The sequence below is a fragment of the Phycisphaerae bacterium genome, assembly GCA_012729815.1.
In the GTDB taxonomy this organism is placed as follows: domain Bacteria; phylum Planctomycetota; class Phycisphaerae; order JAAYCJ01; family JAAYCJ01; genus JAAYCJ01.
Genome location: JAAYCJ010000289.1, coordinates 1 through 26081, shown reverse-complemented (window position 1 = coordinate 26081; position 26081 = coordinate 1). Strand labels below are relative to the sequence as shown.

At 63.2% G+C, this 26081-nt stretch carries 28 protein-coding genes and 1 riboswitch; of the genes, 19 read left to right on the top strand and 9 right to left on the bottom strand.

Going from position 1 to position 26081, the window contains the following annotated elements; genetic code table 11:
* The first annotated feature begins 76 nt into the window (after positions 1-76).
* Genes GXY33_18665 through GXY33_18655 form a run of 3 tightly spaced genes read left to right on the top strand, consistent with a single transcriptional unit; the run spans position 77 to position 1303 of the window.
* On the top strand, positions 77-571 hold the full coding sequence (locus tag GXY33_18665; protein ID NLX07164.1) for a hypothetical protein: 495 nt from the start codon (positions 77-79) through the stop codon (positions 569-571).
* 14 nt (positions 572-585) lie between these two features.
* The gene (locus GXY33_18660) at positions 586-897 is read left to right on the top strand and encodes a DUF2089 domain-containing protein (protein NLX07163.1); all 312 of its coding nucleotides are present in this window, start codon (positions 586-588) and stop codon (positions 895-897) included.
* 7 nt (positions 898-904) lie between these two features.
* Positions 905-1303 carry a hypothetical protein gene (locus GXY33_18655; protein NLX07162.1) on the top strand — a complete coding sequence of 133 codons (399 nt, stop codon included), beginning with the start codon at positions 905-907 and terminating at the stop codon, positions 1301-1303.
* A gap of 11 nt (positions 1304-1314) precedes the next feature.
* Here GXY33_18655 and GXY33_18650 read toward each other — a convergent pair whose 3' ends face one another.
* The 4 genes from GXY33_18650 to hemB form a co-directional block, all read right to left on the bottom strand.
* Positions 1315-2100 carry a TSUP family transporter gene (locus tag GXY33_18650; GenBank protein ID NLX07161.1) on the bottom strand — a complete coding sequence of 262 codons (786 nt, stop codon included), beginning with the start codon at positions 2098-2100 and terminating at the stop codon, positions 1315-1317.
* Positions 2101-2127: 27 nt separating this feature from the next.
* Positions 2128-3231 carry a hypothetical protein gene (locus GXY33_18645; GenBank protein ID NLX07160.1) on the bottom strand — a complete coding sequence of 368 codons (1104 nt, stop codon included), beginning with the start codon at positions 3229-3231 and terminating at the stop codon, positions 2128-2130.
* 57 nt (positions 3232-3288) lie between these two features.
* Positions 3289-4482: an aspartate/tyrosine/aromatic aminotransferase gene (locus tag GXY33_18640; protein ID NLX07159.1), complete on the bottom strand. Its 1194-nt coding sequence runs from the start codon at positions 4480-4482 to the stop codon at positions 3289-3291.
* A gap of 147 nt (positions 4483-4629) precedes the next feature.
* The gene (gene hemB / locus GXY33_18635) at positions 4630-5673 is read right to left on the bottom strand and encodes a porphobilinogen synthase (protein NLX07158.1); all 1044 of its coding nucleotides are present in this window, start codon (positions 5671-5673) and stop codon (positions 4630-4632) included.
* A 206-nt stretch (positions 5674-5879) separates the two neighbouring features.
* On the opposite strand from hemB, the gene GXY33_18630 reads away from it, so the two are divergent.
* From GXY33_18630 to GXY33_18610, 5 genes are all read left to right on the top strand, one after another.
* On the top strand, positions 5880-7016 hold the full coding sequence (locus tag GXY33_18630; protein ID NLX07157.1) for an HlyD family efflux transporter periplasmic adaptor subunit: 1137 nt from the start codon (positions 5880-5882) through the stop codon (positions 7014-7016).
* Positions 7009-7959, top strand: coding sequence for an ABC transporter ATP-binding protein (locus tag GXY33_18625; GenBank protein NLX07156.1), 951 nt, complete (start codon positions 7009-7011; stop codon positions 7957-7959). The genes GXY33_18630 and GXY33_18625 overlap by 8 nt, the downstream gene beginning before the upstream one ends.
* Complete coding sequence (locus GXY33_18620) at positions 7956-9101, top strand: ABC transporter permease (protein NLX07155.1); 1146 nt, start codon at positions 7956-7958, stop codon at positions 9099-9101. The genes GXY33_18625 and GXY33_18620 overlap by 4 nt, the downstream gene beginning before the upstream one ends.
* Positions 9102-9201: 100 nt before the next feature.
* Positions 9202-10302 carry a Gfo/Idh/MocA family oxidoreductase gene (locus tag GXY33_18615; GenBank protein ID NLX07154.1) on the top strand — a complete coding sequence of 367 codons (1101 nt, stop codon included), beginning with the start codon at positions 9202-9204 and terminating at the stop codon, positions 10300-10302.
* Positions 10303-10363: 61 nt separating this feature from the next.
* Entirely contained in the window at positions 10364-11008 is a 645-nt protein-coding gene (locus tag GXY33_18610; GenBank protein NLX07153.1) for a ThuA domain-containing protein, read from the top strand.
* Positions 11009-11095: 87 nt separating this feature from the next.
* Here the strand turns inward: GXY33_18610 and GXY33_18605 are convergent, their stop codons facing one another.
* Positions 11096-13732: a DUF1559 domain-containing protein gene (locus GXY33_18605; GenBank protein NLX07152.1), complete on the bottom strand. Its 2637-nt coding sequence runs from the start codon at positions 13730-13732 to the stop codon at positions 11096-11098.
* Between the two features lie 189 nt (positions 13733-13921).
* Between GXY33_18605 and GXY33_18600 the strand changes: the two genes are divergently transcribed.
* The 5 genes from GXY33_18600 (at position 13922) to GXY33_18580 (ending at position 17578) form a co-directional block, all read left to right on the top strand.
* Positions 13922-14296, top strand: coding sequence for a VOC family protein (locus GXY33_18600; GenBank protein ID NLX07151.1), 375 nt, complete (start codon positions 13922-13924; stop codon positions 14294-14296).
* A gap of 49 nt (positions 14297-14345) precedes the next feature.
* A complete protein-coding gene (locus tag GXY33_18595; protein ID NLX07150.1) occupies positions 14346-14954 on the top strand; it encodes a dephospho-CoA kinase in 609 nt (202 codons plus the stop codon).
* A 106-nt stretch (positions 14955-15060) separates the two neighbouring features.
* Positions 15061-16467 (top strand): transcription termination factor Rho, encoded by a 1407-nt coding sequence (gene rho / locus GXY33_18590; protein NLX07149.1) that lies wholly within the window; start codon positions 15061-15063, stop codon positions 16465-16467.
* Positions 16468-16714: 247 nt separating this feature from the next.
* Complete coding sequence (locus tag GXY33_18585; protein NLX07148.1) at positions 16715-16999, top strand: hypothetical protein; 285 nt, start codon at positions 16715-16717, stop codon at positions 16997-16999.
* A gap of 216 nt (positions 17000-17215) precedes the next feature.
* Complete coding sequence (locus GXY33_18580) at positions 17216-17578, top strand: hypothetical protein (GenBank protein NLX07147.1); 363 nt, start codon at positions 17216-17218, stop codon at positions 17576-17578.
* A gap of 134 nt (positions 17579-17712) precedes the next feature.
* On the opposite strand, the gene GXY33_18575 is transcribed toward GXY33_18580, so the two are convergent.
* Positions 17713-18801, bottom strand: a complete 1089-nt coding sequence (locus tag GXY33_18575) for a DUF362 domain-containing protein (protein NLX07146.1) — start codon at positions 18799-18801, stop codon at positions 17713-17715.
* A gap of 460 nt (positions 18802-19261) precedes the next feature.
* Positions 19262-19951, bottom strand: a complete 690-nt coding sequence (locus GXY33_18570) for a tetratricopeptide repeat protein (protein ID NLX07145.1) — start codon at positions 19949-19951, stop codon at positions 19262-19264.
* A gap of 132 nt (positions 19952-20083) precedes the next feature.
* Here GXY33_18570 and umuD point away from each other — a divergent pair, with 132 nt between their 5' ends.
* From umuD to GXY33_18550, 4 genes are all read left to right on the top strand, one after another.
* Entirely contained in the window at positions 20084-20602 is a 519-nt protein-coding gene (gene umuD, locus GXY33_18565) for a translesion error-prone DNA polymerase V autoproteolytic subunit (GenBank protein NLX07144.1), read from the top strand.
* A 12-nt stretch (positions 20603-20614) separates the two neighbouring features.
* Positions 20615-21886 carry a Y-family DNA polymerase gene (locus GXY33_18560; protein ID NLX07143.1) on the top strand — a complete coding sequence of 424 codons (1272 nt, stop codon included), beginning with the start codon at positions 20615-20617 and terminating at the stop codon, positions 21884-21886.
* 72 nt (positions 21887-21958) lie between these two features.
* Positions 21959-22543 carry a SocA family protein gene (locus GXY33_18555; protein NLX07142.1) on the top strand — a complete coding sequence of 195 codons (585 nt, stop codon included), beginning with the start codon at positions 21959-21961 and terminating at the stop codon, positions 22541-22543.
* The gene (locus GXY33_18550; GenBank protein ID NLX07141.1) at positions 22540-22926 is read left to right on the top strand and encodes a hypothetical protein; all 387 of its coding nucleotides are present in this window, start codon (positions 22540-22542) and stop codon (positions 22924-22926) included. The genes GXY33_18555 and GXY33_18550 overlap by 4 nt, the downstream gene beginning before the upstream one ends.
* Positions 22927-22950: 24 nt before the next feature.
* Here the strand turns inward: GXY33_18550 and GXY33_18545 are convergent, their stop codons facing one another.
* Together GXY33_18545 and GXY33_18540 are read right to left on the bottom strand one after the other, a co-directional pair.
* Positions 22951-23586: a redoxin domain-containing protein gene (locus GXY33_18545; GenBank protein NLX07140.1), complete on the bottom strand. Its 636-nt coding sequence runs from the start codon at positions 23584-23586 to the stop codon at positions 22951-22953.
* Between the two features lie 41 nt (positions 23587-23627).
* Positions 23628-24500, bottom strand: a complete 873-nt coding sequence (locus GXY33_18540; GenBank protein NLX07139.1) for a hypothetical protein — start codon at positions 24498-24500, stop codon at positions 23628-23630.
* A gap of 176 nt (positions 24501-24676) precedes the next feature.
* Positions 24677-24810: riboswitch (cobalamin riboswitch) on the top strand.
* 235 nt (positions 24811-25045) lie between these two features.
* Between GXY33_18540 and GXY33_18535 the strand changes: the two genes are divergently transcribed.
* The gene (locus GXY33_18535) at positions 25046-25612 is read left to right on the top strand and encodes a hypothetical protein (protein ID NLX07138.1); all 567 of its coding nucleotides are present in this window, start codon (positions 25046-25048) and stop codon (positions 25610-25612) included.
* Positions 25613-25767: 155 nt separating this feature from the next.
* A partial coding sequence (locus tag GXY33_18530) for a hypothetical protein (GenBank protein ID NLX07137.1) occupies positions 25768-26081 on the top strand: 314 nt, incomplete at its 3' end.

The window sequence follows — 26081 nt, the reverse complement described above, 5'->3', positions numbered from 1 at the left end:
TGGTCTTAACAAAATGAAAATAGAGCTTGACTTTATTTGGAATGAACCTTATGCTGTGTTTAGCTAATGATAGGAGATGGCAATGGCGACAATACGAACCATCCGAAGACGTTCGAGCAAGACGATCCTGGGTCTCCCGGTATGGGAGATTGCCTCGGGTCCAGATCCGGAGAACGGGCAGTCTCACGGCCACGCCAGGGCGGTGGTGGCGATCGGCGACCGGGCTACGGGGGTGGTGGCGGTCGGGAGGTTCTTTGCGACGGGGCTGATCGCCATTGGTCCCGTCAGTGTCGGGGTCTTCGCGATGGCGGGTTTGGCGGTGGGAGGCTTCGCCGTGGGCGGTCTGGCGGCGGGTCTGGTCGCGGCGGGGGGAGTGGCTTTCGGCGGCGTGGCCTTGGGCGGCATTGCCGCGGGTGGGGCGGCGGTAGGGGGGATGGCGGTGGGACACTATGCGATGGGCGGAGTGGCGATGGGCAGCCACGTGATCAGTCCGGCTGAGCGATCGGTAGAGGCGGCTGAGTTTTTTCAGCACTGGTTGATCCGGCTGGGCGAGATATTCAGCCGATATTGATGGAGGAAGAGTCGATGGCGGACACGCAGCGGAAACGGTGGATCGACCTCGTGAGCGATGAGGATCTGGCGTTCATCAAGCGGTTTGTGCTGGCTTCGGGATCGCTGAAGGAGATGGCGGGCGTCTACGGGATTACATACCCGACGATCCGGCTTCGTCTCGACCGGTTGATCGAGAAGATCAAGGTGATCGACGCCTACGAGCAGGCGAGCGGCTTTGAGCGGTTGTTGCGAAGCGTTTTCGCCGAAGGGCGGCTCGATCAGGATACGTTCAGGACATTACTGCAGGCATATCGAGAGCAAGCGGAGGACGGCGATGAGAAGTAGAATCGCAATGTCAGCGGCGATAGTGATGATCTGTGCGGGAACGGCGGCCGCGGCGGAGGCTGGTGCGGACGTCTGGTGGAGTGAACGGACGGGGGGATGGATCGGCGCGGGGCTGGGCGGGCTGATTGGACTGCTTGGCGGGCTGATCGGCGTCCTGTCCGGTTTCCACAAGGCCAAGACGTTTGTGTTGACCGTGATGAAGCTGATGCTGATGGCGGGAATCGTGAGTCTGGCGCTTGGTGTGGCGGCCATCTTCGCGTCGCAGCCCTACGCGGTCTATTACCCACTGCTGCTGATCGGAGTGATCTGCACGGCTGTGATCGGGTTTACCTATCCGATGGCCAAGCGAGGCTACCAGATGGCAGAGATGCAGAAGATCAAATCCATGGATGCGATGAACCGCTGAGGCCGAAACGGTCAGATCAGACCGGTCGCCATCGCGATCCCGGAGGCGATCAGCATCGCTGCGACCAGGTACTGGACGAAGGAGAGCGTGAGCTTGCCGATCAGACGCGATCCGGCGAAGGCTCCGACGAAGGCCGCCGCGCATGCCGCCGCCACGAGATAGCCGGTCGCAGCGGTAAGGTGCTGCGACCCGAGCGAGAAGAACGCCAGCCCGTAGACGAAGAGGCGGGCGACGTCGACGATGACCGAGGCGATCACGGTGGTGCCGATGTAGGCCTCCTTGCCGAGGCCCGCGTTGATCAGGAAGGCCGACCGCAGGGCTCCCTGGTGGCCCGAGAGGCCGCCGAAGAACCCTGAGAGCAGCCCGCCGGGAATGAGGTATCTGCGGCCGAAGGTGAGTTTGCGCAGCGCGGGCAGCAGGTCGAACATGGCGAAGATGATGATCAGGGCGGCCACGATGATCTTGAGGACGGTGATCCGGTGCTCACGGCCGGCCAGTTCGTAGGTCGCGAGGGCGGGAATGTCGGCAAAGAGGTTCAAGAGCCAGGCCCCGGCGAACGCCGCCGCCGCGGCAGGCAGGGCGAATCGCAGGACGGCGTCCCAGTCCGCATGGCGACCCACGAGGACGACCTTAAAGACATTGTTGGCCAGGTGCACCACGGCTGTGGCGGCCACCGCCACCGGCACGGGAAAGAACAAGGCGAACGCCGGCATCAGCAGGGTTCCCAGTCCAAAGCCCGAGAACAGGGTCAGGCCCGAGACAACCAGCGCGACCGTGCAGACAACCAGGTAGTCCATCGGTAACCCTAATGCTGTCAGTTTGGCTCAGTAACGGCAGCGGGCCGCTTCGTCGGCGAAGGCTTGGACGTTTTCCGGGTCGCCGAAGAAGAAATGGTCCGACGGGCTGCAGATGTAGCCGCCCGGTTTATCGCAGGTGGCTTGGAAGCACTCGCGGACCAGTCGGCGGGCGGCCTCCGGCGTGCCGCGTTCAAAGCCTGCGTTCTGATCGAAGCCGCCGACGAAGAACAACCGGTCGCCGACGCGGCGCGAGGCCTCGGCCAGGTCGCAGTCGCCGCCCATCGAGGGCGGGGTCATCGTTTCGAGGCCGTCGGCTCCGTTCTCGACGACCAGATCGAGCATTTTCATCAGGCCGCCGCAGAGGTGATAGACGACCCTGGTGCCGGCCTGGTGGATTGCCTCGTGCAGGGCCTGGTCGTAGGGCAGGCAGAACTCGCGGTGCAGTTTTGGGCTGATGACGGTGTTGGATCCGGCGCCGCCGCCGGTCTCCACCAGGTCGACGTTTTCCCAGCCGGGCAGTAGGAAGGTCGCGAGCTGTTTTTCGAGCATCGCCCGCAGGACGCGGTGCACCCATTGTGGATCGTCGACGGCTTCGAGGATTGCCTCTTCGGTGTTCATCCACGTGCAGAGGCTCTGCCACGGGCTGGGCTGGCCGAAGCAGAAGGGTCCGCAGCGGATGATTCCGCGGTCGCCGATCCGCCGGCGGCATTCGATGACGCCGGACCAGTCGGCGGCGATGGGCACGGGCTGGTAGCGGATGAACAGCTCCGCGTCGGCTTTGGACTTGAAGGGGTGTTCGGTGGTCCAGGTGGTGATGTCGTTGCCGGCCCGGCGCCAGGCCAGGACGCCCTGGGGCGTGGTGATGGTGTGGGCCCACTGGCGGTTGCCGTCGGCGTCGGGTCCGAGGTCGTGGACCTCCTCGCGCCAATTGGCCAGGTCCTTCTCGGCGAAGGTGTAGGCTGGGCCCATGTAGATCACCATGTCCATGCCGAATCGCTGGTAGGCGGCGAACTGATCGACGCCGCCGAGGTAGCGGTTCAGATAATAGGGCATCCAGCTATGGACCTGGACGGGCAGGCGATCGGGCTTGCGGTTCTCGATCGCGGCCAGCAGGCGTTGGCGGCCGGTCATCTGGCGTCTCCTGCGATGGGCTTCCCGACTCTTGCCGCGGCGTTTTGCCTCACGCCGTCATTTCAGCACGTCGGCGACGGCGTCGCAGAGGCGATCGACGTTGCCCGGCGTGATGCCGGCCACGTTGATCCGGCCCGAGCCGACGATGTAGATCGCGTACTTGTCGCGCAGGGTCTGGACCTGCTCCTTGCTGAGGCCCGAGAACGAGAACATGCCCTTCTGGTCGATGATGAACGAGAAGTCGCGTTGCACGCCCTTGCTCTTGAGCGTTTCGACGAAGAGCCGGCGCATCTCGTGGATACGGCCGCAGGTGGCCTTGAGCTCCTGCTCCCACTCGGCCCGGAGGCCGGCGTCGGAGAGGATGGCGGCCACGATTGAGGCCCCGTGGCTGGGCGGGTTCGACCAGTTCTGACGAACGACGATCTTGACGTGGCTAATCGCTTTCTCGGCGTCGGCCGCCGACTTGCAGACTACCAGCAGCGCGCCAACCCGCTCGTTGTAGAGGCCGAAGTTCTTGGAGAATGAGGCGACGATCAGCATTTCCTGTCCGGTTTCGGCCATGGCGCGGACGCCGACCGCGTCCTTCTCCAAGCCGTCACCGAAGCCCTGATAGGCGAAGTCCAGGAAGGGCAGCAGGCCGCGTTCGGCGGTCACCTTCGCGATTGTTTTCCACTGCTGGGGGGTTGGGTCGGCACCGCTGGGGTTATGGCAGCAGGCGTGCAGCAGGACGATATGGCCTCGCGGGATCGCCTTGAGGGCTTCGATCATCTTCTCGAAGTCGACGGCCTTGGTCTTGGGGTCGTAGTAAGGGTAGGCGCCGATTTCGAAACCGGCCGCCCCGAAGATGCCCAGGTGGTTGGTCCAGGTGGGGTCCGAGACCCAGACCTTGGCGTCGGGCGCGACCTTTTTGGCGAAGTCGGCGCCGATTCGCAGGCCGCCGGTCCCGCCGAGGCTCTGGCAGACCGCGACCCGTTTGGCCCGGAGGATCTCACTGCCGGCCCCGAAGACCATTTCGGCGACGGCGGCGTTATAGCCCGGATGTCCGGTGATCGGCAGGTATTTTTTCGATTCGCCCTTGTCCGCCATGACCTTCTCGGCTCTGGCCACGGCTGAGAATACCGGCGTTTTGCCCGTCGCGTCCTGATAGACGCCGACTCCCAGGTTGATCTTGTCGGGGTTCGGATCCTTGTTGAAGGCTTCGGTCAGACCGAGGATCGGATCCGGCGGCGCCATTTCGAGCTTTTCGAACATACGCGAGGCCCTTTCTGTTTGTCGCTTTTGCACAAGACCGTGCTTCGGACGCACCATCCGGCCTGAGGGCGGCGGATGGCCCATGACAGGATACCGAAATCCGGGGCGAATACAAGCCCTTCCCGCAGGCGGGTCGGGTGGACGGGTTTACTCCGTTTCCGGGGCTTTGCCGGGCGGCAGGCCGTCCGGGGCGACGCCGATTCGCTCGGCCCGGATCCACTCGGCCACGTCCTTGGCGAAGTAGGTGATGATGATCCGCGCGCCCGCCCGTTTCATGCCGATGAGGGCCTCCATGACCGTGCCCGGCTCGTTGAGCCAGCCGTTCTGGGCGGCGGCTTTGAGCATGGCGTATTCGCCCGAGACGCTATAGCAGGCGATGGGCAGGTCGAATCGCTGGCTGGCCCGGTAGACGATGTCGAGGTAGGCGAGGGCCGGTTTGATCATGACGATGTCGGCCCCTTCCTCGACGTCGAGGGCGATTTCGCGCATGGCCTCGTCGGCGTTGCGGCAGCTCTGCTGGTAGCTCTTGCGGTCACCGAAGGCGGGCGGCGACTCCGCTGCCTCGCGAAAGGGCCCGTAGAACGACGAGGCGAACTTGGCGGCGTAGCTCATGATCGGCACGTATTCGAAGTCGTGTTTGTCCAGGGCGTTACGGATCGCGGCGACCCGTCCGTCCATCATGTCGGACGGAGCGACCAGGTCGGCGCCGGCGTCGGCGTGCGAGACCGCGATTTCGGCCAGCCGCTTGAGGGTCCGGTCGTTGTCCACTTCCATCTGGCCGCGGACCTCGCGGAGCAGTCCGCAATGGCCGTGATCGGTGTACTCGCAGAGGCACACGTCGGTGATGACCAGCAGCCGCTGGCACTTGTCCTTGATCGCCCGCACCGCCCGCTGGACGATGCCGTTTTTGTCCGAGGCTGAGGCGCCGGTCGAGTCCTTTTCCTCGGGAATTCCGAAGAGCAGGATGCCCGGAATGCCCAGCGCCTCGAGTTCCTGGCACTGCTCGACGAGCAGGTCGATCGAGAACTGCATCTGGCCCGGCATGGGCGCGATGGGGCGTGAGAGGTTCTCGCCCGGCCGGACGAACAGCGGCATCACCAGGTTCTCCAGGCGGACGCAGGTTTCCTGGACCATCCAGCGGAGGGCCTCGGTGCGTCGGAGCCGGCGAAGGCGATGCGTTGGAAATCCCATCGTTTGACCTCCCTTGTGCGGTCGTCAACTCATCCGGTTGCTCGACGCCATTATAGCCACCAATGCCCGTCCGCGCCAACGGTGGGATGGAATTGCCTCACACAAAACGTCTGTCCGACATCCGTTTGAGCGAAAAGCCTTTGGCCGTGCCGCGCGCCGCCGTAGAATGATGCGGTGAAGGCTGGGTATCGAGTAGGGGTATGGCGATGCGTCGGATTCTGATTGTGGTGGTGCTCATCTTTCTGGCGATAGGCGTGTGGCTGTACTGGCAGGCGAGCCTGCCGTCGCCGTTCGTGGTCTCAGGTTTTGTCGAGGCCGACCAGATTCGCGTCGGGTCGCGGGTCGGTGGACGGGTGGCCGAGGTGCTTGTGGAGGAGGGTGACCGCATGGCGGCGAGGTCGCCGCTGTTCCGGCTTGATCCGTTTGATCTGCTCGAACAGCTCAAGGCGGCGGAGGCGAACCTGGCGGCGCGTCGGGCGGAGCATCAGAAACTCAGCGACGGGTTCCGACCGGAGGAGATCGAGCAGGCCCGGGCTCGTCGGGACCGGGCGGCGGCGGTGCTCAAGAAGCTGGAGGCCGGGCCCCGGCCCCGGGAGATCCAGATCGCCCGCGAGCGGCTCAACGCGGCCAGAGCGGACCTGGAGTACGCCGAGAGCGAGTACCAGCGGTTGGCGGGTTTGCGGGAACAGGACGCGGTGGCCAAGAGCGAATTCGACCAGGCGGTGCGTCAGCGGGACGCCGCGCGGGCCCAGGTGGCGGCGGCCGAGCAGGAATTGGCTCTCCTGGAGGAGGGGTTTCGCGAGGAGGAGATCGCGGAGGCCCGAGCCCAACTCGCCGAAGCCGAACAGGCCCTCAAGCTGCTGACCGAAGGCTATCGGCGGGAGGAGATCGCCCAGGGCGCCGCCCAGGCCGAAGCGGCGCAGGCCGAGGTTGCCGCCATTCGCGAGCGGCTTGGGGAATTGACGGTGGTCGCCCCGTGTGACTGCGTGATCGAAGCGATCGACCTTCGTCCGGGCGACCTGGTCTCGCCCAACGCCCCGTCGGTCTCGCTGCTGGACACTTCGCGGATGTGGGTTCGGACGTACGTGCCGGAGGTTCGGCTGGGGCAGGTCGGCCTCGGGCAGGCGGTCGGCGTGAGGGTGGACAGCTTTCCGGAAGAGACGTTTGCTGGACGGGTGACGTTTGTGGCGCGCGAGGGCGAGTTCACGCCGCGCAACATTCAGACGCCCGAGGAGCGAAGCAAGCAGGTGTTCCGGGTGAAGGTGACGCTCGACGACGGTTATGACCGGCTGCGGGTGGGCATGGCGGCGGACGTGTGGTTCGAGGGCCCGCCCGATGAGTGAGTGCGTCATCTGTGCCGAGAATCTGAGCCGCCGGTTCGGTCCGGTGGTGGCGGTGCGGGAGGTCAGCTTTGCGATTCCGCAGGGGAGCATTTTCGGCCTGCTGGGTCCGAACGGGTCGGGCAAATCGACGCTGATCCGGATGCTCTGCGGCGTGTTGCGGCCGACCGAGGGGACCGGTTCGGTCCTCGGCTTTGATATTCGTCGGAATCCCGAGCAGATCAAACAGCGGATCGGTTACATGTCGCAGCGATTCAGCCTGTACGCGGACCTGAGCGTGATGGAGAATCTCGACTTCTACGGCCGGATCTACGGCCTTGGCCCCGCGCGCCTCCGCGAGCGGCGGGAAGCGGTGATCGAACTGGTGGGGATCGGCGAGTACGTTGACCGCCTGGCCGGCACGCTGTCGGGCGGGTGGAAGCAGCGGCTGGCCCTGGCCTGCGCCCTGATTCACGAACCGAAGGCCCTCTTTCTCGACGAACCGACCGCCGGCATCGATCCGGTGGCCCGGCGCGACCTGTGGGACCTGCTGTTCGACCTGTCGAACCGCGGCGTGACCATGCTGGTCAGCACGCACTACATGGACGAAGCCGAGCGCTGCACGCACGTCGGGTATCTCTACCTGTCGCGTCTGATCGCGTTCGGCCGGCCGGACGACCTCAAGTCGCTCCCGCAGGTCAATCCGCCCGGCACCCGGCGCTACGAGATCGAGACCGACCAGCCGACCGCCGTGCTGGCTCGCGCCCGCGGCGAGGATGGCGTTCGCGACGCGACGTTCTTCGGCCATGCCGTTCACGTCCTGCTGGACGAGTCCGTGGACCCTGAGGCGTTCATGGGGCGGGTGGCGCCAAACGAGCCGCAGGCGTCGATCCGCCCGATCGCTGCGAATCTGGAAGACGTGTTCGTCCTGCTCAGCCGCTTTCAGCAGTTGGAGAAGACCGCGTGAAGGGCTTTTGGGCGATTCTGATCAAGGAGTTCTCGCACATTCGTCGGGACCGCGGGACGCTGGTCTTCGCGTTCCTGGTGCCCGCGTTTCAGCTCACGATCTTCGGCTACGCGATCGACGTGACGATCGAGAACATTCCGGTGGTGGTGCTGAATCTGGACCAGCGCCAGGACAGCCGCGAGTTTCTCGACGCCCTTGTGGCCACCGGCACCTTCGAGGTGATCGAGCGGGTGGAGGACATGGACTCGTTTCGCCGGGCCCTGAGCGCCGGTTGGGCCAGGGTGGGGGTGCTGATCCCGCCGGACTACTCGGACAAGCTGCTCCGCCGCGAGCAGGCCCAGGTCCAGGTGCTGATCGACGGCAGCGACTCGCAGGTGGCCACGACGGCTTTGAACGCGGTGGGCCTGCTGGGCACGCAGCTATCGATCGCGCGGGCCAAGGGGTTGGCCGAGTCGGTGGAACTGGGTCCGGCCCGGACCGAAACCGGGCAGGTGGCCTTGCCCATCGACGTCCGGCCGCGGCTGCTGTTTAATCCAAACCTGGAAAGCTCGCACTTTTTTGTGCCCGGGTTGATCGCGATCATCCTGCAGGTGGTGCTGCTGTTCCTGACGAGTTTTTCGATCGTTCGCGAACGCGAGCACGGGACGCTGGAGCAACTGTTCGTCACGCCGGTGGGCCGGGCCGGACTGCTGTTCGGCAAGCTGATCCCGTACGCGTTTCTGGCGGTGGGGGAGTTGATGATCGTGCTGTTTCTGATGGTCGCGCTGTTCGGCGTGCCGATTCACGGCAGTCTGACGCTGCTGCTGGGTCTTTCGATTTTGTTCATCGTGACGTCGCTGGGGCTTGGACTGCTGGTCTCGACCATCGCCAAGACGCAGCTCCAGTCGATGCAGATGGCGTTTGTCGTCATGCTGCCGTCGGTGCTGCTTTCGGGGTTCGTGTTCCCGCGGGCCGAGATGCCACTGCCGATCTACCTGATCAGCTTTATTCTGCCCGTGACGTACTACATTGAAATCCTGCGAGGGATCGTCCTTCGCGAGGCGGACCTGATCGACCTGGTGCCGCACATCATCGGCCTGACCGTCTGCTGCGCGGTGATCCTGGGCATCAGCCTGACCCGCTTCAGCAAGCGGCTGGATTAGGCCCGATCGCTTTTGCGCGGAACCCGTTGACACCGCCAGCCGGTTCGGGTAGAAGATTGGCCCAATCGGTCGAAATGAAACCAAATCGCGAGGTGCGGCAATGAAATCCAAACTGGGCGTCGGCATGGTCGGGTGCGGGAACATCTGTCCCAACTACGTCCGCCACTGCCGGCAGTACGACGTGATCGAACTGGTCGCCTGTGCCGATCTGGACGTCGAGCGGGCCAAGGCGCGGGCGAAGGAGTTCGAGATTCCGAGGGCGTGCAGCGTCGAAGAACTGCTGGCCGACCCGAACGTGGACATCGTGCTGAACCTGACCGTCCCAGCCGCCCACGCCCCGGTGAATCTGGCGGCGATCAAGGCCGGCAAGCACACCTACTGCGAAAAGCCCTTCGCGGTGACGCGGGAACAGGGGCGCGAGGTGCTCGACGCGGCCAAGGCCAAGGGGCTGCTGGTCGGCTGCGCCCCGGACACGTTTCTGGGCGGCGGCATCCAGACCTGCCGTAAGCTGATCGACGAAGGGGCGATCGGCCAGCCGGTGGCGGCGACCGCCTTTATGATGTGTCGCGGCCACGAGTCGTGGCATCCGAGTCCCGAGTTCTACTACAAGGCCGGCGGCGGCCCGATGTTCGACATGGGGCCGTACTACCTGACCGCCCTGGTCAACCTGCTGGGCCCAATCCGCCGCGTCGCCGGGGCCACGCGGATTTCATTCGCCGAACGTCTGATCACCAGCAAGCCGCTGGCCGGGACGAAGATCAAGGTTGAAACGCCCACCCACATCACCGGTGTGGCTGACTTCGTCGAAGGCCCGATCGGCACCGTCGTGATGAGCTTCGACGTCTGCGCCCACAACCTGCCGAACATCGAGGTCTACGGCTCGGAGGGCACGCTGCGGGTGCCCGATCCGAACTGCTTCGGCGGACCGGTCCTGCGGAACGGCCCGGACGGCAAGTGGGAGGAAGTTCCGCTCACGCACTCGGACCAGATCGGCCGGGGGACCGGCGTGGCCGACATGGCCTATGCGATCCTTTACGGCCGCAAGCACCGGGCCTGCGGCGAACTGGGCCACCACGTGCTCGACGTGATGCACGCGTTCGACGAGTCGTCGCGCCGCTCGCAGTACGTGGAGGTGACGGCCAGATGCGAAAAGCCCGCAGCCCTGCCGGCCGGACTGGAGCCCGGCAAGCTTGACAAGTAGGCCGGCGGGCTCTACTGTCTTTCTATCGCGAAACAGAAACTCAAGAGCATGAGGTGAAATCATGAAGAAGGCGTTGATTGTTTACGGCGGATGGGACGGGCACGAGCCGCAGCAGACGGCTGAGCACATGGCCGGCGTCCTGCGCAAGGAGGGCTTTGAAGTCGAAGTTTCGGACACCCTCGACTCGTTCGCCGACGTGAAGAAGATGAACTCGTTGAGCCTGGTCAGCCCGGTCTGGACCTGCGGCCAGATGACGCCGGAACAGACCAGCGGTCTGCTCGATGCGGTCAAGGCGGGCGTCGGCATCGCCGGCTGGCACGGCGGCATGGGCGATGCGTTCCGCGGCAACTGCGGGTATGAGTTTATGGTCGGCGGCCAGTTCGTCGATCATCCGGACGGCATCAAGGAATACACCGTCAACATCACCGACCACGACGACCCGATCACCAAGGGCATCAAGGATTTCAAGGTCACCTCGGAGCAGTACTACATGCACGTGGACCCGTCCAACGAGGTCCTGGCCACCACGACCTTCCAGACCACTGCGGCCCCGTGGGTGAACGGCTGCGTCATGCCGGTGATCTGGAAGCGGATGTGGGGGAAGGGCCGGGTGTTCTACTTCTCGGTCGGCCACGTGCTCAAGGATTTCGAGATTCCCGAGGTCACCGAGATCCAGAAGCGCGGCAGCCTCTGGGCCGCCCGATAGTCCGACGGCGAAGACATGACCGCGTTTTGAGCCGCTGCGTGTCATCCGAAGAGGCGGGATGACACGCAGCGTGTCTGTATGCGAACCTCATTTCCCCTTGCCGTACTTCTCCTGCCAGGCTTCGGCGTAGCTCACGCCGCACTTGGGACAGCGGTCGTCGAAATCCGCCCCGGCCATCGGGTCCATCTCAAAGATGAACACCTCGTCGCACTTGAGGCACAGGACAGCCTGCGTCAGTTCCTTGTTATCGCATTTGGGACAGACGAGCTTCATCGAGCTCATCATCGGAGCCATCTTTTCGGTCTCGTGCATCTGCTGCAACTCGTCCAGGTTCTTCATCACGACCGCTCCGCAGGCCGTGCACTTGAAAGGGATCATTCTATCCACGGCACTCGACCGGCTGCGGGACTTTGAACCAAACGGCAGGTTGAGGTCTTCAAGGAATTCGCCGAGGTCAAACCCGCTCTTGCGGCCGGTCTGGCCGAACTGGATCTCCGGCATAGGCTTGCCGAGCCGTTCGTACGTGGCTTGCAGCCGTTGACGAAACTCGTCGGGCTTCATCCATTCCACGTGACTATCCGCAAACAGCACGTTGGTGCCTTCGGACAGGTACGCCGGATTCTCGTGGGCCAGGATTTCGTGGGTCACGTCGGGCACCTCCGACAGCTTCCTCGGCCCGGTGTAGACGTAGCTGGGACCATCGAAGGCCTCGGGCTTCAAAGGCGAGCTGAATACCTCCTTTGTGACGTAGCGATTAGCGACCAGTGCCTCCAGATCAGGCGGAAGCTGATCTTCGAAGTCGTTGGCGTACATCATCATGGCGATACCTATCTGCCTGAGATTGCTCATCGAGACCGACCGTCTGGCCGTTTCCCGGGCTCGCGAAAGGGCGGGCAGTGCCACCGCGGTGCCTACGCCGGCGACGGCAACCAGGCTCAGCGGGCTCGATCCGCCGCCGAATGCCCCGATCGTCCGCGAACGCAGCCCTTGGGCGTCGAGCCACGAGTAGTCCAGGCTGGGCGCCATGTGCTTGAGGATGTCCTGGGCCGGCGGCAGCATCATTGGCAGCGTGATCTGGGCCTGCTGCTGGGCTCCCATGGCCATCATCGGCCAGAACTGCTGGAGCATGGTCAGCGCCTGGCTCCACTGCCTCTGCGTGTTGATGAACCGCAGCGCAATCAACCCTTCGGGCAGGTCGACCATCACCTGCTTGTACGCCTCGGTGGTCCGGACCGACTCGGGGTTCTCCGCCGTCAGCCTGCGAATGGCCAGCGTGCACAGCGACGGATTGGTCGCCACCACAAGCTGGTTGTCCACGATCGTCCAGGTGGGCGAGAGCTGCAGCAGGGCGAGTTGCGGGATGACGATCACGTTCATGACCCGCTCACCCGCCGGCTGGGTCGTGGCCTGGGCGTAGCCCTGGGCCTGCTGCATGATCAGGCCGGTCAGCTTTTGGATGGCCTGCTGGAAGACCTCGGTATCCTTGAGGCCCGCGATGACCACGGCGCCGCCGGCCGGCGCCTCAACCATCTGCATGGGCGGAACGTCGAAGTAGACGAAGGGGCCCGAAATCGACTCGACGAGTCCTTGGCGGATGCGGAATCCCAACTGCTCCTGCGCCCCTGCGATCTGGGCCATGAGCTGATGGAGGGCCTGCTCATCAGCCGCCATGACGGTTTTCATGATCGTATCGTAGAGCTTGCCCAGGTCCAGGTCATCGATCGACGCGCTGGTGGCGTCCGGCGGAACCACGTCGAGCCTGGCCGGATCGATCTGCCTGAAGGCCGCGAGCAGACCGGTCCGCGGCTCCGGCGTCTCGAGCAACAGGCTCGTGACCAGCCGCTGGCCGTCGAATCCGCTGAGGATGTTCATGGTACCCGTCCGAACCAGCCCGAGAGTTCCGAGCATTTGCCGGGCCTTTGGGACAAACTCGACAGCGGCGTTGGGGTCCTCGGCTGCGACGGCCTGAGCGACCGTGGCTCCGATCCGCTGAAAGTCCGCGAAGATCGCGAACACCTTCTCGTCGCCCGGTTCCTGGCGAATCGCGTCGGCGAACGGCGAGTCGGCAGACACTTCCTCCGCCAGCTTCTGGACCACCGCGCCTTGCGGATCGTTGATGGTCAGGACGAACCGGTCGCCCACCCAGCCCCAGTTGACGACGGCTTGGTCCGTCGTTCCGACCTCGTTGAGCGTGATCTGTCCGATCTGGCGTTGTCTCGTCAGTTGATCGCGGGCCATTTTGTCGGTCAACTTGCCGATCGGGACCTCCAGGTCCGCCCGACGTGGCCCGGCATCGATGACAAGGAACGGGTAGATTGCCTTCTTCGGGTCCACAATCGGTCCGGGATGTACGGCGACCCCGATAACGGCCGGCCGCATCAGCACCGTCTTCGCCAACTCCAGAAACTCCTCGATCTTCTGCCTATCCTCCTGCGGGACTTGCGGGTCTGTCTGGATCTTCGCCCATACCGCATCCTTGATCTGCCGGTAGAACGTCTGGACCGACGGCTCGCTCCAAAGCTGGCCGACGTGGCTCTGCTCGAAGGCCGGCTTGAGCCGGTCGCCGCCGCTGGTGGCTACGAACCCCAGAACCCCCTCGGGCAGCCGGCTTGCCAGTTCGGCCAGGCCCGTATCGGACGGTGGTTGGGCCGTCTGGGCCGTGACAGTTGCACTCAGAATAAGCACAACCAACGCAATCCGCGGACTTGGGGTGAAACCTGCCATGCCATGCTCCCTATAAAGGTGAAACTATGCTGCTCCGAGGCCCGGTCCTTCTCCCGCACCGGCCGCGATTTTACCCGCGGCCCGGCAGGGCGTCAACCGGCCCTTTTGACCTTGAAGATACCGTCGCGGCCGGCTACGATTATTCATAAGTCCAGTCGCTCGGGCAGATTCCGGAAGGTACGCAAAGCCATGGTCCTGCATATCCATGCCCTCGATGCCATCCGGCTGACGACCCATCCGTCGCTTCGGCGGCGGAACGTCCGGTTCTACCGTGACCTGTTGGGCCTGCCTCTGGTCTATGACGAGTGCCGGGCCGATTTACTACTTTTTCGCTTGCACCGCCGTGAACTGCGGCTAGAATTTGCTCCTTGTGTTGCGGTCAACCGCAACCGGTGGCGGGCCGCCTTTGAGGTGGACGACCTTCAGCGGCTCTTCCGGACCCTCGACGAAGGCGGCTATCGGCCGCGGTGGCATTCCGGCTGCTCACTGGCGACCCAGCGGATATTCGTCTCGGACCCGACCGGCTATCGCCTCGAGTTGCTGCGGCTCTGGCCCATGTTCTGACGGTTTTTCCGAAAACCCCGATATGACCCGTCCTGAAGGCTCAAAACCCGTGATTGGCTTGACCGGCCAGATCGGCGCCGGGAAGACGACGGTCGCTGCGATGTTCCGTGAGCTCGGCTGCGCGGTCATCAACGCCGACGATCTGGCGCGGGCGGTGCTTTCGGAGGGGGAGGGGGTTCGGTTTGTCCGCGAGGCGTTCGGCCCTCAGTACATCCGGCCGGACGGCACGGTCGACCGCCGGGCGGTGGCCGACCTGGTGTTCAACGATCCGCGGCAGAAGGACCGTCTGGAAGGCTACATTTACCCTATCCTGCACCGCCGCCGGGAGGCTCTGACGGCCCAATACCAAGCCGATCCGGCCGTGCGGGCCATTATCCTGGAAACGCCGCTTCTGCTCGAGAAGGGCTTGAAAAGTCTCTGCGATTACGTTATACTTGTGGAGGCTGATCTGGATGTGCGCTTGAAACGGGTAGGGGCAGCCCGGCGATGGGACCCGGAAGAACTGAGACGGCGGGAAAAATTCTTTTTTCCTGTACACTTGAAACGGGCCCTTGCCGATGATATAGTATATAATAATTCCTCAGCCGACGTATGTCGGCAACAGGTGGGAAAAGCCTTTTCCCGTATAGTCTCCTCTGAAGATTGCCGGCTCGCCTGATATTCGTGAGGCTCAACCCGAATAGAAGGGGGCGAGGAGACCGTTCACCAGACATTTCACTCACATTTCTAGGAGCGATAAGCGAGTACTGGAGGTTCTCTGAGTTATGGCAAAGAATGCGAACAATCGAAGAAGAAAGAACGGCAAGGCCGATGGGGCCCAGGAGCAGGACGCTCCCGTGGCGGTCGCCGAAAACCAAGAAGATATCGTGGTGATGGACGAGGAAACGGAAGAGCGCTACGAGCAGGCCAAGAAGGACGAACTGCACCTCTCGGACCTCCAGAAGATGACCGTGGCCGAGCTGCACAAGCTGGCCCGCGATGAGGGGTTGGAGGATTACACGGGGCTCAAGAAGCAGGAGCTGATCTTCAAGATCCTCAAGGAGCGCATCCAGAAGAACGGCCTGATGTACGGCGAGGGCGTCCTGGAGATCCTGCCGGACGGCTTCGGTTTTCTCCGCAGCCCGGACTACAACTACCTGGCCGGTCCCGACGACATCTACGTCTCGCCCAGCCAGATCCGCCGTTTCGGCCTTCGCACCGGCTGCACCGTGGCCGGGCAGATCCGTCCGCCCAAGGAATCGGAGCGCTATTTCGCCCTGCTGCGGGTCGAAGCGGTCAACTACGAGGATCCCGAAGTTCTGACCGAGAAGGTCAACTTCGAGGATCTTACACCGCTGCACCCGGATCGCCGCTACATTCTCGAGACCAAGGGCGAAGAGGTCAGCATGCGGGTGATGGACCTGGTCACTCCGCTGGGCACCGGGCAGCGCGGCCTGATCGTCGCGCCGCCGCGGACCGGCAAGACGGTGCTGCTCCAGAAGATCGCCAACGCGATCAGCACCAACCACCCGGACGTCTACCTGATCATCCTGCTGATCGACGAGCGGCCGGAAGAGGTCACGGAGATGGAGCGGGCGACCAAGGCCGAGGTCATCAGTTCGACCTTCGACGAGCCGGCCAGCCGGCACGTCCAGGTGGCCGAGATGGTCATCGAGAAGGCCAGGCGGCTTGTCGAATACGGCAAGGACGTGGTCATCCTGCTCGACTCGATCACCCGTTTGGCCCGGGCCTACAACACCGAAATCCCGCACTCCGGCAAGATTCTGACCGGCGGCGTCGACGCCAACGCCCTGCAGAAGCCCAAGAAGTTCTTCGGGGCCGCCCGGAACATCGAGGAGGGCGGGTCGCTGACCATCGTCGCGACGGCCCTGATCGACACCGGGTCCAAGATGGACGAAGTGATTTTTGAAGAGTTCAAGGGCACCGGCAACATGGAGCTGCACCTGGACCGGCGGCTGGTCGAGCGGCGAACCTGGCCGGCCATCAACATTCCGGCCAGCGGCACCCGCAAGGAAGAACTCCTGCTGGACCCCAAGGAACTGGAACTGGTCTACCGCCTGCGCCGCGTCCTGTCCGACATGAACCCGGTCGAGGCGATGGAACTGCTGGTCAGCCGGTTGGGCAAGATGAAGTCCAACGCCGAGTTCCTCATGTCCATGAAGCTCGACTAGGCGGGCTGAGCCGTCAGCGGCGGGTCCGACCGCTTCACCGCGGGCCGGGGAAATCCGCACGATCCGATCGTGCGGCCCGAGGCCCGATCGATATAGTCACGATCAAAGGCGGGTCCTTGGCGGCCCGCCTTTGGTCTGCGCAGCGGCCGCCGGGCGGGCGTGTCTTGCGGCTTGCGTTTCAAGCCGTTCCGTGGTCCAATGGATCGCGTGGGGAAATCGGAAGGACCCGTTCACGAAGGAGTCTCCGATGCGCGCGCTCAAGGTATGTCTGTGGATCGCCGGAATTGGCTGCCTGCTCGCGGTGATCGGCCTGTTTCTGCCCATGACCGCATTGAACGCGATGGCCTATGGCGTGCTGGTGCCATTTTCCGGCTTCGCTGCGATCTTCGTGGGTGTGTCCTGCCTGCTGGTGGGTCTGGCCACGAAGCTGCCTCCGCTCTGGTTCCTGGGCGATTTCCTGTCCTGTACGATCATCGGCCTGCTGATCGTCCTGTTCTGGCGGCGGGTTCGAGTCCCAGCCGTCCCGATCTGATCGGCGTTTGGCGAAAGTACGTGGATGACGGCTCGCGTCGCCCGCGGTATGCTACCGCTGCAACGGGGTTTCATGCGGCGATTGCGGAAAGGACGGCGGCTATGCAATGACGGAACAAGCAATTGGGAATACGCCACAGTACTGCTTTCAGGCTTGAAAGGGCAATTTGCCGTCCTATGGGGTGAAGCTGGCTTGACCTTCGACACGGAGAGAAGTATGAGACCATCTGACGACGATCTGGAGGCACGAGCGATGGCCCACGAGAAGAGTAACTGGCGTTTCCGGGCCTATCTCAAAGAGCAGGACGTCATGTCCGAGGAGGAACTCGATCAACTTGTTGTTGAAATCACTGATCGGGTCTGGAAGAAGATCGACTGTACCCAATGCGCCCGCTGCAGCGTCTATTCCGACCGCCCAGCCGACTGCCGCGGATATCCCTACCTTTACGAACCAGATTTCAGCTTCCGAATGATCGCGATGATCGAACGCACCTCCACCTGCCCGGTCGTTTTCCAGGTCATGGAGGAACTCAAGGGCGAGGTATACGACAGACGAGACGGACGCCAGCGGGAAGTGTGACAGGTGACGGCCTTTCTGTGCTTTCGGCCAATCTGCAGGGCGACTGCAGATCAGCCGATGTCAGCGTTTGTCGAACGAAAGAAGACCATGATCGGGTGGATGTTCACAGGGCGGTAGTGAGTTGGTGGAGCTGGCTACTCGACTTCCGCCAACTGATACTCCCGATTGCCCAGATCGAGCTTTTCGCACTCTTCGATCTGGATGTAGGGGTCTTTGCCGTGGATCTGCTGGAGCAGATGGCCCGAGCCGCTGCGCCGTAGCGGCGACGGCAGCGAGCCTTCGATGAAGTCCTCCGCCCGGATCAGGTCGCATGATGCGGTCTCAACGGCCACGATATCGTCGCCCGCCACGATCCCGACGTCCGGCACGATCGACGGCGTGGTGAATCCCCAGCAGTCGCAAAACGGCGTGATCGACAGCAGGGCGGTGATGTAGAACACCGCTGCCGGCTCGAAGTGCCTGAGCGTCTCGCGGACGGTCAGGGCCATTCCGTGCTGAAACCACCGATAGCCCTGCTGGTCGATGGCGATCGCGCCGGTCGGACACGCCAACTGGCAGTGCATGCAGTACTTGCAGGCGTGATCGGAGATCGACAGCTTGCCGTCCTCGTAGCTGATCGCGTCGTTGGGGCAGTTGTCCTTGCAGAGCAGACAGCCCTTGCATTTGGATTCGTCCCATTCGAACGCTGCGCTCATCAGGCGATGGATCCTGCTTCGCGTCGGGCTATCCACACAGCCCATCGCGATGTTCTTGATCGCGCCGCCGAACCCGCTCTGCCCGTGCCCCTTGCCGTGCGACAGAACGATCAGCGCGTCGGCGTCCACCACGTTGCCCGCCAGGTTCACCGTATCGAGGCTGCGGTAGTCAACCTTTGCCGGCCGGATGTACTTGTCCGCCGTTCCGGCCACCGATTCGATCGGCGCTCCGAGCACCTCCTCGGTATACCCGCGGCATTTGGCCCCGGCGACCGCCCCGGCCACGTCGGTGACAAACGGCGAACCGCCGGCCTCGCGCACCGCCCGGACCACCCGGCCGACCAGCAGCGGGTGGATCGTCGAATAGCCGTACCCGCCGCCCAGGTGCATCTTGATCGCGACCCGCTTGCCCTTGAAGCGTTTATCGAAATCCCACCGGCCCAGCATCCGGTCCAACAGGGCGGGCAGAGTCGCCTCGCCGCGAAGCTCCCGCGGCCGGGCCGATGCAAACGTAACTTTCGCTCTCATGGGAACATCCTTTCGGAAGATGGGGGGAACTGCGGACGGCTTGCGGACGGAGCGGGGGGTATTGCGTTAGATGGACGCAATCCGTACAATGCAAAAGAAGGGCCGGTTTCTTTGTGTCCCAAAGTCCTAACCACGTGCCTGTTCGGGTGAGGGGCACGAATTCTAAGAATTTGTGTCTCTCTACCTTCCCGTCAAGGAAACCGGCCCAAACTTTCCACCTGACCGGGAGTTGCCCGGTTTTTCTAAACTGCCTGAATAACCAAATCAGACAACCCGAAAAGAAGAGCACCAAGAACTGTGCGTGGATTGGTGAACCATCAGTGAGATTCTCTCCCTCCACTCACTCCATTCTTTCTCTCTCCAGTTTGGAATATAACAAACGCCGCCAATTCCGTCCAGTGCAAAATTCGGCCCCGGCTGGAAAAAAGCAGAGAATGATTCCGAATCTTCACCTACGGGATCAGCGTCCGTCTGTGCCGGTGCGCAGCCGGTTGATCCGCTGCTCCAAGCCCGGATAGTCCGGGGCCAGCCGGTAGGCCCGCTCATAGTGCTCCAGGGCCAGACTGCCGCGGCCGATCGTATCGTAAAGCCGCGCCAGTTCGACGTTCAGTTCCACATTGTCCGGGCTGACGCTCAGGCCCTGCTTGAGGGTGATGACCGCGTTGTCGTAGTCGCCCTGTTCGCGGTAGGTCCGGGCGAGCATGATCACCGTGCTCGGCGAAGGGCCGACCAGTTCGGCGGCGCGCCGGGCGGTCACGAGGACGCCTTCCACCTCGCCGCGCATCTTGAGGATCGCCACCTTCACCCGGAACGTCTCCGGATTGCCCGGATCGGCGTTGATGGCCTGATTCGCCCAGTTCAGAGCCGTCTCGAGGTCTTTGTAGGCCGCGAGAAACTCCCGCTGCTGGAACGACCGCCGAGCCAGGGCCAGGTGCGTCTTGGCCAAGGCCAGCAGCGCCGGCTTGAACTCGCGTCCGCCCTCTTCGAGGGACCATTTGAACATTCCGATGGCCCGGTCGTACTCGCCGACCTCATACTGCTCCAGGCCGGTGTTGTAGATACTGATCGGGTCAGTCGTCCCTTCACAGCCCGCCAGCAGCCCCAACAGGATGCAGGCCACCACTCCCTGGCGAATCCGGAAATCCTTCATAGCGTCGATCCTTCCAAAGCGTCCATCGGATGTTACCACGTCCATATGGGCAACGCAATGTAATTTATGAATGTTACTGTAATGCTTGACACCTCGATTGGTCATCAGTATACTAACGCACGTTAGGTATGGTTGCCGGTTGTCGGCGGTCGGCCTAAGTCGTTGACAGAACAGGGGATCGAACACGTGAATGGGCTGCAAGACGAGGTTGGAGGCGAGAACCGGAGGTCCGTTCGATGCATTTATCGGACCTGCGGAAAGACGAGTTACCAGATCACCCTATTCGGCGGGTGTACGCAGGCGGGTTTCCCATCGCCCGCCGACGACTACATCGAGGGCAAGCTCGACCTGAACGCGTACCTGGTCCGGCATCCGTCGGCCACGTTCTTCGTCCGGGTGGCAGGGGACTCCATGATCGAAGCGGGCATCCACGACGGGGACATCCTGGTGGTCGATCGGGCGGTTCGAAGCCGCTCGGGCCACGTGGTGGTGGCCGTGCTGGACGGCGAGTTTACCGTCAAGCGCCTGCGTCTGACGGCGGGGCGGGTGGTCCTTCAGCCGGCCAATCCGGTCTACCCGGCCATCGAGGTGGCCGAGGAGGCGGATTTCGAGATTTGGGGAGTGGTTACCGCGGTTATTCACAAGGTCTGAGGGGAGCGAGTCATGGCATCACTCGTCGCGCTGGTTGACTGCAACAACTTCTACGTTTCGTGCGAACGGGTCTTCGATCCGAAGCTTGACGGTTGTCCGGTGGTGGTGCTTTCCAATAACGACGGCTGCATCATCGCCCGCTCCAACGAGGCCAAGGCGCTGGGCGTCGAGATGGGGGCGCCGATGTTCAAGGTGCGTGAGTTCCTTGCCGCCCACGGCGTGGCCGTCCACTCGTCCAACTACGCCCTCTACGGTGATATGTCGGCCCGGGTGATGGAGACGCTGGCGAGCTTCACGCCGAACATCGAAGTCTATTCGATCGACGAGGCGTTCCTGGATCTCTCCGGTATTGAGCGGCATACTGAGCTTGACGACTATGGCCGGCGGATCCGTCAGACCGTCCATCGCTGGACCGGCATTCCCGTCTCGGTCGGCATCGCCGAGACCAAGACGCTGGCCAAGATCGCCAACCGCATCGCGAAACGCTCGGACAAAGCCGACGGCGTGCTGAACCTGGCCGCCTCGCCGTATCGCGACCAGGCCCTTTCGCGGGTCGCGGTCGAGGACGTCTGGGGCGTCGGGTCCGCCTACGCCCGGATGCTCAACGAGGCCGGCATCCGGAACGCCCGTCAGCTTCGCGACGCCGACGACGGTTGGATCCGCCGCCGGATGGGCATCGTGGGTTTGCGGACGGTCTGGGAACTGCGGGCCATCCCGTGCCTGCCGCTCGAACTGGCGCCGCCCGCCAAGAAGGGGATTACCGTCTCTCGCTCGTTCGGGCAGGCGGTCCAGACGCTGCATGAGATGCAGGAGGCGATCGCCGCGTTCACCTCGCGAGCGGCTGAGAAACTCCGCCGCGAGAAGCTTGCCGCCTCCGTCCTGACCGTCTTCCTCATGACCGATCGCTTCCGCGACAAGCACTACGTCCGCTCGACGACGATGCGGCTTGAGGTGGCCACCGACGACACGCGTGAACTGCTCCGCCACACTCTGCGCGGCGTAGTCGATTTGTTCCGTGACGGTCTGTCGTACAAGAAGGCCGGAGTCATGCTCACCGAACTGGCACCGGCCGATCAGGTCCAGCGGCACCTGTTCGTGGGTGGCGGCGACCAGCGATCAAACGACCTGATGCGCACCCTCGACGGGCTCAACGAACGTTTCGGAGCCGGCGCGGTCCGCTACGGCGCCGCCGGCCTCTGTCAGCGCTGGCGGCTGCGCTCGGGCCGACGGTCCGCTCGCTTCACCACCAACTGGGACTCTCTTCCCAGCGTCAAGGCGGTCTGAGAAGGGGACCGCCTACGCACTTGACATCATGACGAATGATGAGTAACATTAAAGAAAAGCTGGGAGGCCGCCATGAGCGATCCATTTCGGTTCAACTTTGAAAAAACGCTGCAGGCAATTGCGGTGCTGTTGCGGCAGTCGGAGAACCGCACCGACAACTACATGCGTCTTCTGAAGCTCCTTTACCTCGCTGACCGGAAGTCGTTGGCGCAGATGGGCCGTCCGATCACCGGCGACCGCGTGGTGGCCATGAAGCGGGGCCCTGTGCTGAGCCGAACACTTGACATGATCAACGACAAACACGCCAGATCAGCGGATTTGTTTAGGCACATTCAGAAAGTCAACTACGAAATCCAGTTGGTGCACGATCCAGGCAACGCTGCGCTGTCGCGGGCGGAAATCGACATCTTGCACGGTGTGAGCAGGGATTTCGCCTCGATGGATGAGTGGGAACTCGTCGAGAAGACCCACGAGTTGCCGGAGTGGCGAAAGAACGACCCGGGTGATTCCTCAAGACGCATTCCTCTGCCGGACATCCTGGAAGCCATTGGACAGAATGATCGGCTCAAGGAGATCCTGGAAGCAGCGGAGGAGGAGCGGTCTATCGCGCGATTGTTCGAACTCCCGGTGAAATCCGAGGCGGAGAAGACTTCGTGAGTTTCTCGGCCGGGGATACCTTCTGTGATCCTAGCCATCACATCGACACGCACCTTCACATGATCATTTCTGACCCGGCCGTTGACCCGGAAAACGTAGTGTTGGTCAACTTCACCACCAACGCCATCAGCGGCGACGCGTCGTGCCCCGTTCGCGGGCACGAGCACCCGTGGCTGAGGCATGATTCGTATGTCAGTTTCGCTCATGCCCGCGTCAGGCCCCTTGCTTGGCTTGAAGAGATGGAGCGGTGCGGTCATATTGTGCGAGACGCGCCACTGTCGACAGAACTGCTGGAAAGGATCAGACGCGCTTCCTCGGCGTCGACCGCCATGCCCACTGGGGCATACGATGTTCTGGACCAGCAGGGCCTGATCGATCCATGACGATGCGGAAGGCAGACAGCCGGTTCATTCGGTGTACTTGACCGAACAGCCGTAGGGCTTGCTCTCGGGGATCGTCACCGGCTGGCCTGCGGCCATTTCGGTCAACGCGCGATCGACGAAGTTGACCCGCTCGTCGGGCGGCTTGACTCCGGCCGGATCGTTGTCGATCGCTCCGGCGTAGACCAGGACGCCCTCGCGATCGATGATGAACACATGCGGCGTGGTCTTCGCCTGGTAGAGGCGGCCGACCATTCCGCGGCGGTCCTCCAGAATCGGGTAGGGCAGTTCGTACTGCTCGGCCCAACGCTGGTTGCCACCGCGGCCCATGTAGTGGGTGCTGTTGATCGCCAGCCACGCCACGCCGCGATCCGCGTACTTGGCGGCCAGTCGGGCCATCGTCCCTTCCTTGTAGTGCCGCTGGACGAACGGGCAGTCCGGGTTGATCCATTCGAGGACGACGATGTCGCCGGCATGGCCCGTCAGGCCGATCCGCCGACCGCTCCAGTCCTCGAGCACAAAGTCCGGGGCCGGTTCACCGATGGCCGCCGTCGCAGTCGCATGCTCGACGGCGGGAGCGGCTGCCTCCCGCGGCGGCTCGTCCGCCGGGGCGGGCGGCTGCCTCTCCTGTTCGCAGCCGATCGCCAGAACGGCGGCGAGCATCACTCCCATCGCCAGTGTGCGTCTGAGCATGGTTTTGTCTCCTACGGTGAACGTTTCAGATCGAAGTCCACCGGTATCTCCAGACCGTGCCGCAGGCCTTTCCGGTCGGTCCAGACCACCAGTGCGTCCAGTGTCTCCTTAAGGGTCTTGGCGTCGCCGATCAGACCGGCTTCGAACCGGATTCGCGTTGCCCGCTTGTTCGTCTCGATGGTGACACTGTCGCGATCGATCTTGAGGGCTGGGTGCACCGGCGGGTAGAACTCCACCTTCCGCAGCGGCCGGTTCCAGTTCAGCGACATCTGCACGTTCTGATTCGCCGGTTGCCTGTGGGTGCTGGTCACCATTGCCCTGGCCGGTGAGTTGGGGGCGTCGGCAAGGACCGGCAGATGCTTTTCCCACGCCGCAACGCGTTCGGCGTTCGCCGGCTGAGGTTCGCCGGAAACGGGCAGATCCAAGTGCACCTTCGCCGACCCGGGCACGCAGCGGTCCGCGCAGGCCAGCCATGTCACCTCGGCCGAGAAACGTCGCGTCGCGCCATCCACCAGCCGCTGTGGCGCGTGAACCGTCAGGACCAACGGCGCCTCATTTTCGTAGCCGTATGAAACGATGCCGCCGGCCTCGGTGAACGTCTTGGGCACCGGCCAGCGCGGAGTCTCGGCGCGGAAACCCTCCGGCAACGTCACGCGCACGCTGGTGGGGACACCTGCGTCGCCGGAGTCCTTCCAGTAGATGTGCCAGCCGGGCTTGATCTTCAGCAAGACCGCCAGACGAAACTCCGCACCGGCCGCCACGGCATCCACATCGCCCAGCAGTTGAGCGCTGACGAGGTCCGGTTGCGTGCTCTGGCCGTAGCCGACTATCGGCACGAGCAAAACGATCAGAAGCGAAAACGACGCCCGGAAAACGGTGTCCATGGCCAATCCTCCAGGATGCGTCTGTCGGCCAATTCTAGCTCGATGATGCCGCGCGATCAAGCGGAGGGCAAATCACCGGAATTTGCCGCTGCGTGGTTTTTGAAGATTCCCCTTGACTCCCCCAGCCAAACCGCTATCTTGATGACCATTGACAATTTGACGAATGCGAAGCTCGGACAGGGAAGCAGGGTGCAAATCCCTCGCGGACCCGCCGCTGTGAGCGTGGACGAAAGCCGCAAAGATACCACTGTCCCGAAACCTCGGGATGGGAAGGTGCGGCCGGTAGGATGAAACGCAAGCCAGAAGACCTCCCGGGCAGTCGATGCGATATCCGTGGCAAACTTCGCGGTCTGAGTTTGCGGGATTTCTTTTGCGCAACGCGCACAGAGCCCGACCTTCCGCGAGGTCGGGCTTTTTTTGTGGTCAGAACCAGGAGGTGAACCGGCGATCTGAAACATCAGGCATTCGGCAACAGGAATCAGGAAGGATGAGAGAGAGTAAATCGCGGATTGAACACACACCCAACTCTCGTGGAGGAAATGAAGATGGTAGACAAAGTGCAAAGCCTTGTGTGCATACTGGCGGTGGCGGCTCTCGGCGTTGGCGCCTCGGGCTACACCATGGAGGACCTGGACATCTCGGGATACGCGTACATCGGAACGGCTACCGCGTCGGATTCCCTGGCGGCCGTGATTGTCGATTACGACACGAACAGCATGGGCAACGAATACGCCTTTGGCGTCTATTTCATCGATGATGAAGAGAGCCCGGTGACGGGCCTGGACCTGCTGTACGCACTCATGGCGGACACCTCGGTGGTCCTGACCGAGTCCGGCGGTTTTGTCAGGCAGATCGGCTATGACGGCCACGACGGCACCTACATTTGGGATGAAGTCAACGAGGACTGGTGGAGCTACTGGACCCGCACGGACGCCACCGGCTGGACGGCGCCCGTGATCGGATGCGCCGACCGGATCGTTCACGACGGTGACTGGGACGGCTGGAGCCCGGCTTTCGGCTGGGACTCCTATCCGCCCAACCCTGTTCCGGAACCGGCCAGCGGCCTGATCCTGCTGGCCGCTCTCGCCCTGGTCCGGCGACGGTTCGCTTGAACCGGATAGCAGGCTGACCATTCGATTCTACTCGGTTTGGCACACGTCCGCTGCCTCCTCCGGAGCGGACGTGTTCCATTTTTACAGGGTTGATTCGGACGCCGGGCCCGCTAGAGTGAGACTCACGCGGCACTCGAAACCGAGAGGAGACCTTCATGAGCAGCGAATTCAACTCCGACAACTACGTTCACGTATTGGCCGAGCGCGTCGCCCGCGAGTTTGCCTTTCGCGGCCGGACGCCGCAGGACGTGGAGTCCTGGCAGCGGGCGTTTCGTCCCCGCCTTCGGGCGGCCCTGGGGCTGGACCGGATCGAGCAGGCTGGACGCTGCGATCTGGCCCCCCGCAAACTGGGCGAGGAGATGCTCGATGACCACATCCGAGAGGAGTGGACGATCGAGACCGAACCGGGATACCGGATCCCGTTCTATTTTCTTCGACCGCTGCGCCAGGACGGTCCGCTCCCGCTGGT